The following is a 16,244-nucleotide window of genomic DNA, read 5'->3' as shown; positions in this document are numbered from 1 at the left end:
GAGTAATTTAGCTATAGATTGTGCAAAGTCGACACTGTTTTCTTTGGCGGCTATTAAAGGTTCATCAAGCGTTTCGATTAAACTGATTTGCTGTGCAGTAACACCAAGCAATAGTTGCTTGTTACCTGCTTGCACCACCACTAATTTCTCTTTAGCACCTAAATGTAAGCTCGTGACTATTTTCAAACCATTGATACTGTGCCGTACACCCTGAAAGCGTTTTAATATAACCGCACTAATAACAATAACCACAAGTACCATGAGTAATGACAGAATCATGCTCATAGCGTCCATATTTGCCGTAACATGTTTACCGACTTCAACAGGCGCAGCTTTTGCTTCAACGGGGAGAGTTGGAGTTGTTGCTGCCATATTGTTAAGTTTTTCTTCAGGTGTTACAGCTTCTGAAACAACGTCGACCACAGGGGCAGTATTAACAACTTCTTCAGCATAGCTATTTGCCAATAAAGACAACCAGATAAATATTACTGATAATATTTTTTTCATTAGTCGTTATTTTAACTTTTTAATACGTTCAACTTGGCTAATAACATCCGTTAATCGAATACCAAATTTGTCGTTAACTACAACAACTTCACCATGAGCGATTAACGTGCCATTTACCAATACATCTAAAGCCTCGCCGGCAACGCGATCAAGTTCAACAACTGACCCTTGATTAAGCTGCAACAAATTTCGAATACTAATATGACTACGACCTACTTCCATTGAAATAGTCACTGGAATGTCTAAAATAGCATCGAGTTTATGTTTTTCATCACTTGAGATAGTTTCACTATCTTCTTGTAAGTCTTCTAATTCAACAGTTTCAGCAGCCTCAGACGCGGCTTGCTCATCCATTGCTTCATCCCACTGACTTAAATCGTCTTCGTTATCTTTACTCATGCTGCTTTGCCTCAATTTTCATCGCGTAGCGTCAAAAAATCCACGCTACTCGTTTGTTATTACTTATTATGCAGTTATGCGATTTTTACACCACATTTAATAAAATCATTTAAATACGTTATTTTATAGGGTCGATTATAAGTCGTCTTCTAATAAGTGTAACTCTGCATCATTGTCTAAACGCTTACCGCCTTTGGTTAAAATGGTAAGTTCTGATTTAACTTGTTCAGGGCGTTTAATTTTTGATTCTATTTTCAATGCTAAATTATCACGACTACGGCCTAGTTTAGCTCTGAATGAGGGTAAATTTTCAACTAACACCGTAATATGGTCGGGCATTTCAATCGGAATAATATCCCCTGCCTTTAAATCCATAATTTTTTGTAATGACAATTTAACTTCTATAAATTTTGTTGATAGCTCAACCGGTACGTCCATAATTTCATCGCGTAGTGCCTTCGACCAGCGCATGTCAGTATCTTCTTTATCACTTTGCACACCTGCGTCAAGCAATTCACGAATAGGCTCTAACATAGAGTAAGGCAGGGCTACATGAAAATCACCACCACCACCATCGAGTTCAATATGAAACGAGCTAATAACAACAACTTCTGTCGGACTAACAATATTGGCCATTGAAGGGTTAACTTCTGAATCTAGGTACTCGAAAGAAACATCCATCACTGGCGACCATGCTTCTTTGTAATCTTCAAAGATAATTTTAAGCAGCATTTGTACTATACGACGTTCAGTCGGAGTAAATTCACGCCCTTCTATTTTAGCGTGATAGCGACCATCACCACCAAAGAAGTTATCCACCAAAATAAAAACTAATCGCGCTTCCATGGTGATTAATGCAGTACCTTTAAGAGGTCTAAAACGCACCATATTCAAACTAGTGGGTACAAATAAAGTATGCACGTACTCACCAAATTTGATCATTTGGATGCCGTTTATAGAAACTTCAGCAGAGCGACGCATCATATTAAATAAGCTAATACGCATATGGCGAGCAAAACGCTCGTTAACCATCTCCAGTGTTGGCATACGTCCGCGCACAATGCGATCTTGTGAAGAAAAATCGTAATCAGACGTTCCCTCGGATGAGGAAAAATCTTCTTCAATATCTTCTTCTTCAACATCATCTACACCGTGTAAAAGTGCATCAATTTCCTCTTGAGATAATAAATCACTCACTCGACAGTCTCTTTATCTTGTTAATTTAGTTACGCTGTTCATCACGTGTACTATTGAACTATTTTCTTAACGTTTTATTGCTGTTCTAGTCGTTCAAAAAAATGCATTCAATTGCACCCTGTTAAACATTTTATTGCATAACAAAGCCAGTAAATAGTACTTTTTCGACAACTTCACTACCTTCAACTTCGGTCATTATTTTATGCACTTCAACTAATGCTGATTGCTTTAAAGACATTTTTCCCGCACTGGTTGCTAAGTCATCAGCACTTGACCGTGAAAAAACGCCCAGTAATGTACTTTCAATAAGGGGTATATGTTTTTTTGCTGCTTCTTCGTTTTCCGCGCCTCTAATAAGCAGTTGCACTCGAATTTCAACAAAGCGATCTACTGCATTACCTGGTACATTGAAACGAAAGGGTCTTGGCAAAGGAACATACAAAGCCGTACCAAGTTCAGCATTTTCTGCAGGTGCGCCAGACGCCTCTCCTGCTGCATCAGCGCTTAATTCACTACCGGCGCTTGATTGTGCAGTTTCATCTTCACCACCGAGCATAAAAAATGCAGCTCCGCCGCCAGCAGCAGCTAAGATAACAACAATAGCAATTATAATAATCAGTTTCTTTTTCTTACCTGAATTATCTAGCTCAAGTTCTTTTTCGTCAGCCATGTTCCCTACCTTTGAATATTTTTTAAAGCACTTGTTAAACTATATCGTTGAATAGCTGCTAAACCAAAGAGTTTTATCAAGTATTATGGGTGTATTAATGAATTAAGCATAGTAATCCACACCTGTTGATGAAGCTTTAACCACATCAAGCACTACATTATCATTTTCACTGAAGTTACCTTCACCCGACTCTTCATTTATACCACTATGATTTGCTTGTTCAAAACCATCGCTATTTTGCTCTTTTGCCTGGCGCTGCTCAATATTTGCATCGCCAACATCAACACCATTTTCAGCTAACATATCTCGTAACTTGCCCATGTTTTGCTCTAAGGCCTCTTTGGCTTGTTGGTTTTGAACAATAAACTGCACCGCGGCTTGTTCATTTTGTAAATTCACTCTGACATGAATATTACCCATTTCTGGCGGATCCAGTTGAATCTCTACTTGTTGTATTTTCTGGTTGATCATTACCATTACTTTATCTTTAACAGCATCAGCAAAATCTTTGCGATAAATAGCAATAGTTTCGGTGTTCAACGCGGTGATTGATTTTTGTGCTTGTACGGTATTGGTTGTTAATTGATTAATTGTATTTTCAAAACTTTGTTCTTGATGTGCCGCTAACTCTGCAGCATTGGGTATTGTTCTAGCAGCCTGTGCGTCTAATGTATGATTAATGGCAGGATTGAAAGTTGAAGCGACTTTATCAGCGTTCGGTGCCAATTTCTCGCCTTGGTTTTTCATCAATGCTTGCTCATCATCCGCATTGTTGGCTAGTTTAGTGGCGTCATCAAAAGCGACACTCTTTTGAGTTGCATCAATTTTTTGCTCAACTGTAGGTGCAGACGATGCAGATATTACCGCAGCGGTACTTTGATTAATCTGACGAGGTTGAGTTGACTCGTTAGCATTTGCTCGATTAAGTTCTACAGCACCCGCTTGTGTTAACTCTGCAGTTTGCATTTTTACCGGTTCACTTTCACCTGTTACCATTTTTTTTATAGCGTCAGGTGCTTTTTTAACGTCTTCAACAGTAAATGCTTTAGCATTAATGTCATTACTTTTTTGTGACTCTTTTATATTAGGCACATTAGATATATTAGATAATGACTTAGCATCTTGCTCTGTTTTTAAAGCCGTTTTACTTTCATCAGCTACAAGCGTGGCATTAATTTGCTTTGCTAATAAATCCTGATCGATAACTGTATTTTCACGCGTTAATTTTTCAGTAGTTCCGGTGTTTAAAACCTCTGATTGAGCAGGAGAAATAACGCTATTATCAGCTGACTTCACTACAGCATTTTTAGCAGCATTTTCGACCAAGTTAACTGCCGTAACTTTATCTGTTGTAGTTGCTATTTGCTTTTCTTTATTCTGTATATCACTTGCCACAGTATTAGTTATAAAATCGGCGGCTATTTTAGCCGTTGAATTATCTGTGACATTGGTATTACTTGCTTGCACACTAACTTTACTGTCAGTAGGCAATTGTGTATTCGAAGTGTTAGACAAGGCTTTATTTTCTTGAACTTCGACAGCTTTACTTTGCTCTAACGGCGTCGATACTTGACTATTTGTTGCTGACTTTGTTAACAGTTGTTGTGCACCATTTAGCATTTTTAACAGATCAACAGCATCATCACTTTCAACTTTTTGAGCGACACTCTGACCTGTTTGAGATTCTTGAAGCACTGAATTAGCAGCCGACTTATATGAACTAGCGATAGCACTATCATTATTTGACGTTTTAACATTTGTAATAACGCTATTTTTATCTTGTACGGGCACAACAGGCAAAGGTACTGGCAGCGTATGCTCGTCTCCTTTAATCTTTACTACAGGTTCAACTGCCGCTAATAATAGTTCTCGAACTTTTTCTTCTACCGATATCGGTAAAGGTTCTTTATAAACACTCACCTCCAATGGTTTAGTCACCAAAGATTCATCATCTATTGGTAACGGCACAGGTAAAGTATGAGCATCATCGTTTATAGCTTTTTCAGCGTTCAGCTTTGCCGACATAGTTTGATTATCAATAGGAAAAGATATTGGTAAATTAGAAGATTTGTCAGCAGCTGTTGATTTTTCTATTGATGTTTCATCATCTATCGGTAAGGGCACGGGTAATGTATGAGCATCATCTAGGTTCTTGCGTTTAATCTTAATAGCGGGGTCATCACTAAGCGGTTGCTGTTCTGCCGCTTTAGACACAAGATTGCCACCTTGATTATTTTTACTCTCTGAGTCAGTGTTATTTTTCTTTGGATAATGCTGCTCCATAGCATCAGAAAACGCATTGCCTTTAGTTTGATTTTTGTTGGATACATCTCCCTTCCCCCCTGAAACATCTAGGGTTTGGCTAACATCAGAAGACAAAAAATTTACTTGATACATAACAAAGCTTTCCTAAATATAAACAATAAGCGCAATTTAATACGTAACTCTCTCTTGTTAACTAAGCAAAAATCATTCCAAAACCAGCTTAATTAGCTTTAATATAAGAAATTTGTTACTCAGACAAATAGGAATTAAAAATAGGCAGTTGGTGAAGTAAAGTAAGATTTATCTGTGGCGACGAACAAATTGCTGGGTAGCAATTTCATCAAACATTTTTTGTTCTTGTTTATTAGCGGCAAGTTGTAAAATAGCCAATTTTTTATCGCGCAATAATTCTACAGCTTGTATTTTACGCCTTTGTTCTAACCATTGTTTTTTTCTTGTTTCAACTAACGCTTTGGCTTGATGAACTGCAATTTTAACTTGTTGAGAAGCATTATCCAATTTGGCAATAAAGGCATGAAAATGGCTATATGTCGCACTATCTATACCTTCTAAAGAACGCTGATTAAGTCTGCGCATATATTCCAAACGATAGTCACTGACATTTTTTAAACGGTCTTTATTTTGTTGATAGTCAAGTTCCGCTAATTGTAATGCTTGCGAGGCTTTTTGCTCTTTATCAAGCTCAAATTTATATAAGGTATTTAACTGTTTCATGCTGTTATTACCTTATTTATTGTTGTGCCGTTTGGCTTTGTTGAGCATGAGCTTGTGCCGCCGCGAGCACTTCTTGCAACTGCGTTAAACTCTGATCATACGGAATAATTTCAAGCATTTTTTGCTGTAAGAAAAACTGAATAACGGGCTGTAAATCTATGGATTGATCTATTCTTGGATCGGTACCTCTGCTGTAAGCACCAATAGAGATTAAATCTTTGTTTTCTTGATAAAGCGAATACACTTGGCGTAATTGTCTAGCAAGTTGTTGGTGTTCTTCACTGGTTACCATTGGCATAACGCGGCTGATAGAGCCTTCAATATCAACTGCGGGGTAATGCCCAGCATCGGCCAATTTTCTAGACAATACAATATGACCATCTAAAATAGCACGAGCAGCATCAGCAATAGGATCTTGTAGGTCATCGCCTTCGGTTAAAACAGTAAAAAATGCACTAATAGAGCCTTGCCCATCGCCGCCATTACCTGCCCTTTCAACCAATTGAGGTAATTTAGAAAAAACTGAAGGTGGATAACCCTTCGTTGCTGGTGGCTCGCCTACTGCTAGGGCAATTTCACGCTGTGCTTGTGCATATCGTGTAAGAGAATCAATCAGTAATAAAACATTTAAACCTTGATCACGAAAATATTCACTTATTTGAACCGCAGTTTCACAGCCCTTTAGTCGCATTAATGGCGAATTATCGGCGGGAGCGGCAACCACAACAGAGCGCGCACGACCTTCCTCACCTAAAATCTCTTCAATAAACTCTTTAACTTCTCGTCCACGTTCGCCAATAAGTCCTACAACAATAACATCGGCATTAGTTCCTCGTGTCATCATACCTAACAATACACTTTTACCAACACCGGAGCCGGCAAATAAGCCCATACGCTGACCAACACCAACCGTAAGAAAGCTGTTGATTGAGCGCACACCAACATCGAGTGGTTCGGTAATTGCGCGTCTTGATAACGGATTAATAGGTTTGCTGTCGTAATGATAAGTCTCAGATGCTTTAATTGGGCCTTTACCATCGAGTGGCTTACCCACACCATCGATAACGCGGCCGAGTAAATCCATTGATAAAGGTAATCGCGCTTTGGTAGATAAAGGCACGACACGTGCCCCAGGTAATACGCCTTGTAAACTCTGCTCAGGCATTAAAAATGTTGTGTCTTGTGAAAAACCAACAATTTCGGCAATAAGATCACCTTGCGATGTTTCGACTAAACACTGGCTGCCCACTGGCGCTTTAACCCCAACCGCTTCTAACGTTAAACCAACAACACGCACTAAACGTCCGGCAACAGAAACACTTTGCGGATGAATAAGTTTTTCACAGTTTTTTAAACGTTCAGTTATGCGATTTATGTCAACCATAGATATTTACGCTTTTTTAATTAATTTACCGGTTCAACTTGTATTGGCTTTATGTTTATTGTGCTTATGCTGTTAGTAAAGAGTATCGCTTAAATCAGGTAATAACGACTGTTATTAAGGACATAAAGCCAACCTATAAATATTTTTTAAACTTTCATTAGAGATGTATTAGACATACATTGAACATTCAAGCCGATTTCGTGTTTCAAATAATTGACGTTTTAAAGCAAAAATTATTGATGTAAAGCTTCTTGCAAAAAAGATTCCAACACTTCGTTTAAGCGCGATTTTACACTGAGGTCAATATTCGATGTACTGTTTTCTATTTGACAGCTACCTGGACTTAATTGTGGAGCAGCAAGCAATCGCCAGCCTTGTTCTTTGATATGTGTTGCACCAAATTGTTGTTCAACCAATTTAATGTCTTGTGGGTTCAATAAAATTTGCGTTTGAGACTCTTGCCCTGGCAACGCTTTAATACCTTCTGCAATAGCTGATAAAAGGATATCAGGGTTAGTTTTAGCTTCATGCTTGGTTACCGCTTGGGTTAATTGCACCACTAACTGTAATAATTGCGCTTCAACATTTTTTTCAACATTGAGTAACGGTTGATGCAATTGATCTATTAGCGCTTGCATCGCAGCAATTTGTTGTTCGCTGGTTTCTTTCCCTTCGGCTAAACCTTGCGCTATACCTTCTTCATGCCCTGTGGTCACCCCTTCTGCATGACCGCTGGTTTTCCCTTCTTCTAGGCCAACAGCAAAGCCTTCTTCTTTACCTTGCGTGAAGCCTTCGTCAAATGCGGCCTGACGAATGTCTTCTATATCTTGCGCGGTAAGCGGAACGGGCTCATCAATTTCAGTTTCTTCAGGCGGTTCGTAACGCCAGTTGCGTGCTTTACCCAGTGCATTAGTTTGCTCTTGGTTTTCATCAAAGTCTGAACGCACATTAGGCACGGTCCAAGTATCTACGATGTCAGATTTTTTTGCGTCAGCTTTAACAGACTGTTTTTCTATCGGGTCTTCACTGCTTGGCGTTGAATCAATTGACATTATGTATCACTCACTGATGCTAAATTATAAGAATTCATCGCCACCGCCACCGCCGCCTAGCATAATTTCACCAGAGTCAGATAATCGACGAGCAACGGCCAATATTTCTTTTTGTGCAGCTTCAACTTCACTAATGCGCACAGGCCCCATGGCTTCAAGATCATCAGCTAACATTTCAGCGGCACGTTTAGACATATTCGCCATAATTTTTTCTCTTAAGGCTTCATCAGCACCTTTTATCGCTTTCATTAACGCGTCTTGCTGTACTTCTCTTAAGATGGCTTGAATACCTCGGTCATCTACATCGGCAAGATTTTCAAAGACAAACATTAAGTCTTGTATTTGTTGACTCATTTCTTCGTCATGTTCACGAATTGAATCCATCAACAAGCCTTCAACATTTGTATCTAGGTAGTTCATTATATCTGCTGCTGCTTTCAAGCCGCCCATTTTCGCTGCTTGTGCACCCGCTTGACCAGCAAATTGTTTCTCCATGATCTCGTTTAATTCTTGTAATGCCGCCGGTTGAACTTCTTCTAAATTGGCGATACGCATCATAAGATCTAAACGCACTTTATCAGCAAATTGTGTCATTATTTCTGCTGATTGTTCTGGATCTAAATAAGATAAAACAATCGTTTGTATTTGAGGATGCTCATTACGAATAATGTTAGCTACTTGTTTAGAGTCCATCCATTTTAATGAGTCTAAACCTTTAGCGCCTCCGCCCATGACTATTTGGTCAATGAGGTTGCCGGCTTTATCTTCACCTAATGCCGCAGTTAACGCTTTACGAACAAACTCTTCACTTTGGAAACCAATAGTAGAGAAGTTTTGAATTTCGTTGATAAACAATTTATGCACAGCGGTAATTTTCTGTTGAGAAAAATCTTCCATACCGGCCATGATCATGCCCACTTTCTGCACTTGCTTGGGCTCTAAATGTTTTAGTATTTGTGCAGCATCTTCCTCTGAAAGACTTAATAATAAAATCGCGGCTTTTTCGCCACCATCGAGTTTATTAATGTCAAATCCAGACGGTTGCTGGGTTGATAGTTCTTGGTTTTCATCACTCATCTTCGTTCAACCAACTTTTAACTACTTGCGATGATAATTCTGGCTCATTTGCCACTAAAGCACGTACGGCTTTTAAAACATCTTCATCGCGATGTAAATCAGGTAATTGTAAACTACCATCTGGGGCAAAGCCAACGGCGCCAGCATCAAACTCAGCGGTTAGCATATCCATGGTTTCATCACCTAAGTCAATATGACTATCAAGCGACTTATCACCATAATCACTCGGTGTTTGCTCTGGGTGAATTAGGCGTTTTAACATTGGGCGTACGACTGCAAAAAATAATACTGCAATCAAGATTACCGCGCCAACTAATTTAGCATATTTATATACCGTTGGATCTTTCCATAGTGGTACAGCTTCAACCGCAACAATTTCTGGACGAGAAAATGGCAAAGTAACAACATCTAATGAATCGCCACGCTGTAGGTTAAAACCAATACTGCCTTGTAATACACGACGAATATTAGCTATTTCTTGTACAGAGCGTGGTGTTGGCATAGCTTCACCTTCAGCATTCACACCCGGAATATAATCTAAGGCAACTGAAACACTAATACGATGTATAACGCCCGTTTGCTGTTTAGTGTAGCTGATCGCTTCGTCTAGTTCATAGTTGCGAGTTGACTCTGAATGCTTACGACCCGGCATACTGCGCTGTTGTCCGTTGCCAGTTGCATCTTCAGGGATATTACTGTCAAGCGGTGGTTGGTTAGTTAACGCACCTGGTATACCGCCAAGCATGCCTCCGATAGTGCTATCTTCAACTTTCATTTCACTACGTAAAGCGGGTAAGTCTGAATTATATCGGCGTTGTGTTTCTTCTGTATTAGTAAAATCCATCGCCACATCAACTTGTGCGGTGTAATTACCTAAGCCAACAACAGGAATTAAAATTGAGTCAATTTTTGACATGTATTCAGATTCACGCTTTTGTTCTATTTCAAACTCTTTACGAGAGCGAGATGAAACAGAGTCTTGTGAACCAGAATTTAATAAACGACCATTTTGGTCGGTTACCGTTACGCGATTAGGATCTAAGTTTTGCACTGCTGAAGCAACAATATCAACAACCGCATCAACTTCTTCTTCAGATAAAAGGCGGCCGCGGCGCAAAGTGAGTACCACAGTGGCTGAAGGATTTTTCTCACGTTTAGCAAAAACATTTTCACGCGGAATAGCTAATAATACCCGAGCACGTGAAATAGACTTTAATTCTTCAATCGTACGGGCGAGCTGTTGCTCTCTTGAATGTTTTAAACGTTCACCTTCTAGGCGTTGACTTACACCAAAGCCCATATCCTGCATAAGAATTTCGCTACCTTGAGATGGAGCATCAGTAAGACCTTCTCGAGCAAGCATAAGTTTAACGTTTTGATATTCATCGCTTTCAACAGATATAGTGTTATTTTCTTGACGATAATCCACTTTATTGCTGTCAAGAAAGTCCATCGTTTTAATTAATTGCTCGGTTGGCAATTTGGTTAAAAAACGATATTCAGGTTGATTCGCTAACATGATAACAAAAATGGCAATAGCAAAACAAATAGCTAGTGCAATGACTATTGTCATTTGACGGAGAAAATCAACATTGCCCATGGCACCGGCTAAACCTGACTTTTGCTCACCAACGGTATCATCTGCTCCGTCGCCAGCGACTAAATCGTTGTTACCATCGGCTAACATTAAATTTGTATTGTCTGTTGTATCGGCCACTTATTTATCTCCGCGTAAAACTTGTTTTATTTTTAGCAACTGGAGCTAAACCGGCATGCTCATAATTTCTTTATAAGCTTCAACAAACTTATTTCTGATCTGAACGGTTGCATCAAAAGCAATACCCGCTTTTGAGCCTGCAATCATAGTATCGGCCAAGGTAACACTGCGATCACCCATTTCAAACGCTGTACGTTTTGCACCAACATCTTGTTGTAGTTCATTAACATTATTTATTGCATCTTTTAACAAGCTACCAAAGTCACCACCAGCTTTACTAACTGGAGGCGTACCCATGCCATTTTCTTCACCGATAGGAAGTCTGTTTCCCATCGCTTCCATCGACATGCTTTGCATTTGGGCGTATAAAGAATTAGTTTTAATATCCATGGCTATCTCGCTTGTGTCAATTTCTTGTTACTTACTATTACCTATGGTTAAAGCAAGCATAGTGCCAAGCTAAAAAATAAAGCGAAATGGCAAGAAAAGCCTAATAAAATTACATTTTAAAACAATAAAAAACACTTATAAATCAACAGTAAAAATCAAATTATTCAAAACAAAAAAAACGACGTTAAATACGTCGTTTTTCAGTTTAATCTCGATATTTAATTAACACTTTGTTAATTTTAACCTGTAATTAAAGTGGAATTTGAATACCACTATCACGCATACGGGCAATTTTATAACGTAATGTACGAGGGCTTATTCCCAAACGTTCGGCAACATCTTTGCGGCTTCCTCGACAAGCATGCAAAGTGTCTAATATGATTTGGTGCTCTTGTAATTTAAGTTCACTGCCGAGTTTGTCAGCTTTTGAAGCGTCAACGGTGTCACTTTGCACTTGAGGCGTTTCAAAGTTATCAATCAGTAAGTCATTAGCGTCGATACAACGATCACTTTGTAAAATCAGTGCTCGTTGAATAACATTGTCTAATTCACGCACATTACCTGGCCAAGCATAGGCGAGTAATTTACTGCGAGCTGCTGGTGTGAATTCAGGAATAACATTACCGTCTTTTTGACAAATACGGGAAATAAGATGTGTAGCTAAGGGCAAAATATCATCTCTGCGTTCGTTAAGTGGTAACCAAGTTAACGGGAATACATTAAGGCGATAATATAAATCTTCTCTAAAAATACCTTCTTGCACGGCGTCTTTTAGATCGCGGTTACTGGTTGCTATCACCCTAACATCTAGGTTAATAGTTTTACGTCCGCCGATGCGTTCAACTTCACGCTCTTGTAAAACTCGTAGAATTTTTGCTTGTAAGCCTAAATCCATTTCGGTAATTTCATCAAGTAAAATAGTGCCGCCTTGTGCTTGTTCGAATTTGCCTGGACTAGCTTGAATTGCACCAGTAAAGGCACCTTTTTCATAGCCAAATAAAGTCGCTTCAAGCATATTTTCAGGAATTGCAGCACAATTAATGGCCACAAAAGGGGCTTGGCTGCGTGGCGAATAATTATGAATATATTGTGCTAGCACTTCTTTGCCCGAGCCACTTGGCCCTAAAACCATAACAGAGGCTTCAGTATTCGCCACTTTTTTAGCGAGTTTAAGTAACTCAAGACTTTGAACGTCAGCCACTACGGGATCACAACCATCATTAGTTTGTAACGGCACATACTGAGTAACCATATTTAGCAATACTTCTGGGGCAAAAGGTTTTGCCATATAATTACAGGCACCGTCTCGCATAGCTTGTACCGCGTCATCAATAGTGCCATACGCGGTCATGATCAATACGGGTAATTTGGGATAATTATTGCGAATACTTTTTAATAACGATAGTCCTGACATACCACCCATTTGTACGTCGCTAACGACTAAATCAACCGCATGCGATTTGAGTTTTATTAGTGCGTCTTCCCCGGAATCAACGGCTAAACATTGATAGCCAGCCAAAAGCAAAGTATCAACAAGGGCTTCTCTAAGTCCAGCATCATCTTCGACTACCATGATTTTACTTGTGCTCATTACTAAGCTCCTTAGACAAAAATGCGTCGTTGTTATTTTCAGTTAATTCGGTGTTGAGGTTTTCACTTACAAGCAGTGGTATTTTTATACAAAAATGTGCCCCTTCGCCGGGTTTACTGATCAAGCTAACTTCACCTTGGTGCGCATTAGTCACCGATTTTACTACGGCTAGGCCTAAACCTGTGCCCTGGCTTCTTGAGGTATAAAAAGGTTCGAATATCTTATCGGCTTGCTCTGCACTAATGCCAGGGCCATTATCTCGGACGCTAATATAGGCATATTCACCCTGACAATAAGCACTCATATCAATAACAGCATCAGCTTTAATTACCGATAAACTGTTGTGTATTAAGTTATGAATTGCGCCAGTTAAGGCACTTACATTACCTAAAATTTCACAACCTTGTTGAGAGAAATACAGATTTACTTTTGCACCGGCTTGATTAACTTGCGGCTCAATCGCCTGTGTTGCTTGCTCAATAAGCTGATTAACATTTATCGGTTCAACCACCGCTTTACTGCCACTTTTAGCAAATAACAGCATGTCATTAACTTGTTGCTCTAAATCTTGTAAACGCAGCATTAATTTATCTTGAAAATTAACTCTTGCATCGTCGTTAAGTTTTTTATTGCGTAGATTGGCGCCATATAACATCGCAGCAGACAATGGTGTGCGAATTTGATGCGCTAATTTTGACACCATACGCCCTAAAGACGAAAGACGCTGTAATTGGCCAAGTTTATCTTGTAAGAGGCGAGTTTCTGTTAAGTCGGTGATCATGATCAACTGCCCAGGTTGGCCACCTAAAGCAGTAATTTCTAGTTTGACACGGCGACCATCATTTAAAGAAACCTCATGCCAGTCATCTGCCCTAGGTTTAAAAGAGCGTTTAATCACATTGAACCAAGGTTGACCTAAAATAGGCTCATCTAGCAAACGTTGTGCGGTATCATTCATTTTCACCACGATGCCGTTACCATCAAGCATGATCATACCAGTTGGCATAACATCAATAACGTGCTGCAGTTGTTTATTTTGTTGACGTAAAAACGCCAATTCACCCGCGTAATTTTCGCTTTCTAATCGATTTGGTTGATCGCGTTTTACATTAACCTCATCAAATGAAGTTAATACACGATTCAGCACAGGATTGGCTGAAGAAGAGTTGGTCGATGTCGAATAGGCAAGTGCCATAATATTTCACCCGAGTAAAGAAGTACACTCAAGCAAAGCATGAATTATGCCAATCAATTAAAGCTATATTATTCAGTGGTTAAAGCTAATAATAAAGGCTGATTATCGCTGTCAATAAAATGGCTGAAAATACTAAAGCAACCGAACTATACGCCTAGAACCGTAATTAAATTATACATTTCAATTATCTTTTGGCTAACAATCTTTGTTGCTTTAAAAACTAAAACGCCATTGAAATAGTAATTATTTCAATGGCGTTTTCAATAAACTGGCTGGCAAGGAGTCGTGATTAATCTTGATGAAGCCTTAAGTTTATTCTAATTACCCTTTAACTTTATTAGCTGGCTTTTTGTAGGTTATATTTGCGCATTTTCTCTACCAAAGTAGTACGGCGCATACCTAAAAGTTCGGCAGAACGAGCCACAACCCAATCATTTTTACCTAATGCTTGGTTAATCAACGAAATCTCTAGCTCAGCTAAATACTCTTTTAAGTTGAGGCCATCATTTGGTAAAACATCGACTGTATTACCATTTACAGCAATAGCGTTTTCTGCGCTAATTTCATTGGCATCATCATCTTGGTCGTCATAATCGAAACCTGAAAACAATTCATTAATCGCTTCACGTTCTTGCAACTCTTCAGGATATTCAGGTTGATAGTCTTCCACATCTAAGTGGCGGTACTTTAATGGTAATTGTCCAACATTAACCACCTGTTCTCCATACATAATAATCATACGTTCAATTAAATTAGACAGTTCTCTAACATTACCAGCCCAAGGGTGTTCTTTTAGCGATTCAACAGCTTTTTCAGTAAAACGCACTGACTGCCCTTGCTCGGCAGAAAAACGTGAAATAAGCTCTTGTAACAATAGCGGAATATCTTCTTTTCGCTCTCTCAGCGCAGGTGTTTCAATAGGAAAAACATTGATTCGATAGTAAAGATCTTCACGAAACTGATTAGTGTTAATCATATTTTCTAAGTGCTGATGCGTCGCGGCAACGATTCGCACATTGGCTTTTATACTTTTAGAGCCACCTACGCGCTCAAACGTCCGTTCTTGTAACACACGTAATAATTTTACTTGCATTGGTTGTGGCATATCACCAATTTCATCAAGAAATAGTGTGCCACCCTCAGCCATTTCGAAGCGACCTTTACGGGTGGAAATAGCGCCAGTAAAAGCGCCCTTCTCATGGCCAAATAATTCACTTTCTAGTAATTCAGCTGGAATAGCACCACAGTTAACTGGAACAAAAGGACCTTTACTTCTATCTGATAAATTATGAATATTGCGTGCAACAACTTCTTTACCCGTCCCAGACTCACCTAAAATCAATACATTAGCTTCTGTGCAGGCAACTTGTTCAATTAAAAAACGTACCTGTTGCATGGGCTCACTTGTACCTACCAAGGAGCGAAATAATGAGTTTGGACGATTAACATCTCGTTTAGACGGCAAGTTATTATGATATTGATGACTGTGATGTACTAATTCTGTTAATTGGGCATAATTTAGCGGTGTGGTTAATTCACCAATAACATTGACATAGCCATTGAGTTGTTTTTTATCAATTATGTCATGATAAATAAATGGGCAAGCCGGCAGAGATTTAATAATATCTTGTAATTTTGAGGAAATGTCACCACATAAAATAATGGTAAGAATATTAGGGATTTCAGCTATGTGTTTATCAATTTCATCTTCTGCTAGAACATGAAAATTTTCACCAACAAAGGCTAAAACGGTTTCTATTTGATGGCGTCTTGCTGCGTCGTTATCGACGACTAGAATATGTTTTTGCCCTTGCATATTATGCCCTTGCATTTTTTATTGCTGTATTTTTTAATTATTATATGGTTGTTTTGCCATTACTATTTTATTGTATAGCGCGTTGACAAAGCATTTATTAGTCTAAATTTTCTCTATTATTAACTTGCTGCAATGAATAATCAACAATAAATTGACGCTAACATGTCATTTTATTGTCAGTTAAAGCAATAATAAAGCCTGCCGATAACGAGGAAGGTTAGAAAATCACTTAGCTATTAAGGTATCACC

At 38.9% G+C, this 16,244-nt stretch carries 14 protein-coding genes; all 14 read right to left on the bottom strand.

The genetic code is table 11. The annotated features are described in order from the left end of the window. Positions 1-507 (bottom strand): flagellar biosynthetic protein FliO (gene fliO / locus H4J50_RS15775; RefSeq protein WP_182257311.1); only part of this gene is annotated, 507 nt, incomplete at its 3' end. Positions 508-513: 6 nt separating this feature from the next. After that, positions 514-906: a flagellar motor switch protein FliN gene (fliN, locus tag H4J50_RS15770; RefSeq protein WP_108455095.1), complete on the bottom strand. Its 393-nt coding sequence runs from the start codon at positions 904-906 to the stop codon at positions 514-516. Between the two features lie 135 nt (positions 907-1,041). After that, positions 1,042-2,103 carry a flagellar motor switch protein FliM gene (fliM, locus tag H4J50_RS15765; RefSeq protein ID WP_108455094.1) on the bottom strand — a complete coding sequence of 354 codons (1,062 nt, stop codon included), beginning with the start codon at positions 2,101-2,103 and terminating at the stop codon, positions 1,042-1,044. A 130-nt stretch (positions 2,104-2,233) separates the two neighbouring features. Further along, the gene (gene fliL / locus H4J50_RS15760; protein ID WP_182257310.1) at positions 2,234-2,773 is read right to left on the bottom strand and encodes a flagellar basal body-associated protein FliL; all 540 of its coding nucleotides are present in this window, start codon (positions 2,771-2,773) and stop codon (positions 2,234-2,236) included. A 102-nt stretch (positions 2,774-2,875) separates the two neighbouring features. Then, positions 2,876-5,170: a flagellar hook-length control protein FliK gene (locus tag H4J50_RS15755; protein WP_182257309.1), complete on the bottom strand. Its 2,295-nt coding sequence runs from the start codon at positions 5,168-5,170 to the stop codon at positions 2,876-2,878. A 168-nt stretch (positions 5,171-5,338) separates the two neighbouring features. Continuing rightward, a complete protein-coding gene (gene fliJ, locus H4J50_RS15750; protein ID WP_182257308.1) occupies positions 5,339-5,773 on the bottom strand; it encodes a flagellar export protein FliJ in 435 nt (144 codons plus the stop codon). A 16-nt stretch (positions 5,774-5,789) separates the two neighbouring features. Beyond that, positions 5,790-7,157: a flagellar protein export ATPase FliI gene (fliI, locus tag H4J50_RS15745; protein ID WP_108455090.1), complete on the bottom strand. Its 1,368-nt coding sequence runs from the start codon at positions 7,155-7,157 to the stop codon at positions 5,790-5,792. A gap of 233 nt (positions 7,158-7,390) precedes the next feature. After that, on the bottom strand, positions 7,391-8,209 hold the full coding sequence (fliH, locus tag H4J50_RS15740) for a flagellar assembly protein FliH (protein WP_182257307.1): 819 nt from the start codon (positions 8,207-8,209) through the stop codon (positions 7,391-7,393). 24 nt (positions 8,210-8,233) lie between these two features. Continuing rightward, positions 8,234-9,286, bottom strand: a complete 1,053-nt coding sequence (gene fliG, locus H4J50_RS15735) for a flagellar motor switch protein FliG (RefSeq protein WP_108455088.1) — start codon at positions 9,284-9,286, stop codon at positions 8,234-8,236. Continuing rightward, positions 9,279-11,003 carry a flagellar basal-body MS-ring/collar protein FliF gene (fliF, locus tag H4J50_RS15730; RefSeq protein WP_108455087.1) on the bottom strand — a complete coding sequence of 575 codons (1,725 nt, stop codon included), beginning with the start codon at positions 11,001-11,003 and terminating at the stop codon, positions 9,279-9,281. The genes fliG and fliF overlap by 8 nt, the downstream gene beginning before the upstream one ends. 45 nt (positions 11,004-11,048) lie before the next feature. After that, positions 11,049-11,393: a flagellar hook-basal body complex protein FliE gene (fliE, locus tag H4J50_RS15725; RefSeq protein ID WP_081148684.1), complete on the bottom strand. Its 345-nt coding sequence runs from the start codon at positions 11,391-11,393 to the stop codon at positions 11,049-11,051. Between the two features lie 250 nt (positions 11,394-11,643). Beyond that, complete coding sequence (locus H4J50_RS15720; RefSeq protein ID WP_182257306.1) at positions 11,644-12,984, bottom strand: sigma-54 dependent transcriptional regulator; 1,341 nt, start codon at positions 12,982-12,984, stop codon at positions 11,644-11,646. Next, positions 12,971-14,179, bottom strand: a complete 1,209-nt coding sequence (locus H4J50_RS15715; protein WP_182257305.1) for a PAS domain-containing sensor histidine kinase — start codon at positions 14,177-14,179, stop codon at positions 12,971-12,973. Before H4J50_RS15715 ends, H4J50_RS15720 begins: the two co-directional genes overlap by 14 nt. 337 nt (positions 14,180-14,516) lie before the next feature. Then, positions 14,517-15,995: a sigma-54-dependent Fis family transcriptional regulator gene (locus tag H4J50_RS15710; protein ID WP_182257304.1), complete on the bottom strand. Its 1,479-nt coding sequence runs from the start codon at positions 15,993-15,995 to the stop codon at positions 14,517-14,519. Positions 15,996-16,244: the final 249 nt, after the last annotated feature.

Origin of the sequence: Colwellia sp. 6M3, from assembly GCF_014077595.1 — a bacterium.
Classification (GTDB): Bacteria; Pseudomonadota; Gammaproteobacteria; order Enterobacterales; family Alteromonadaceae; genus Cognaticolwellia.
The sequence above is the reverse complement of the archived record's forward strand: the minus strand, read 5'-3'. Positions and strand labels throughout refer to the sequence as shown.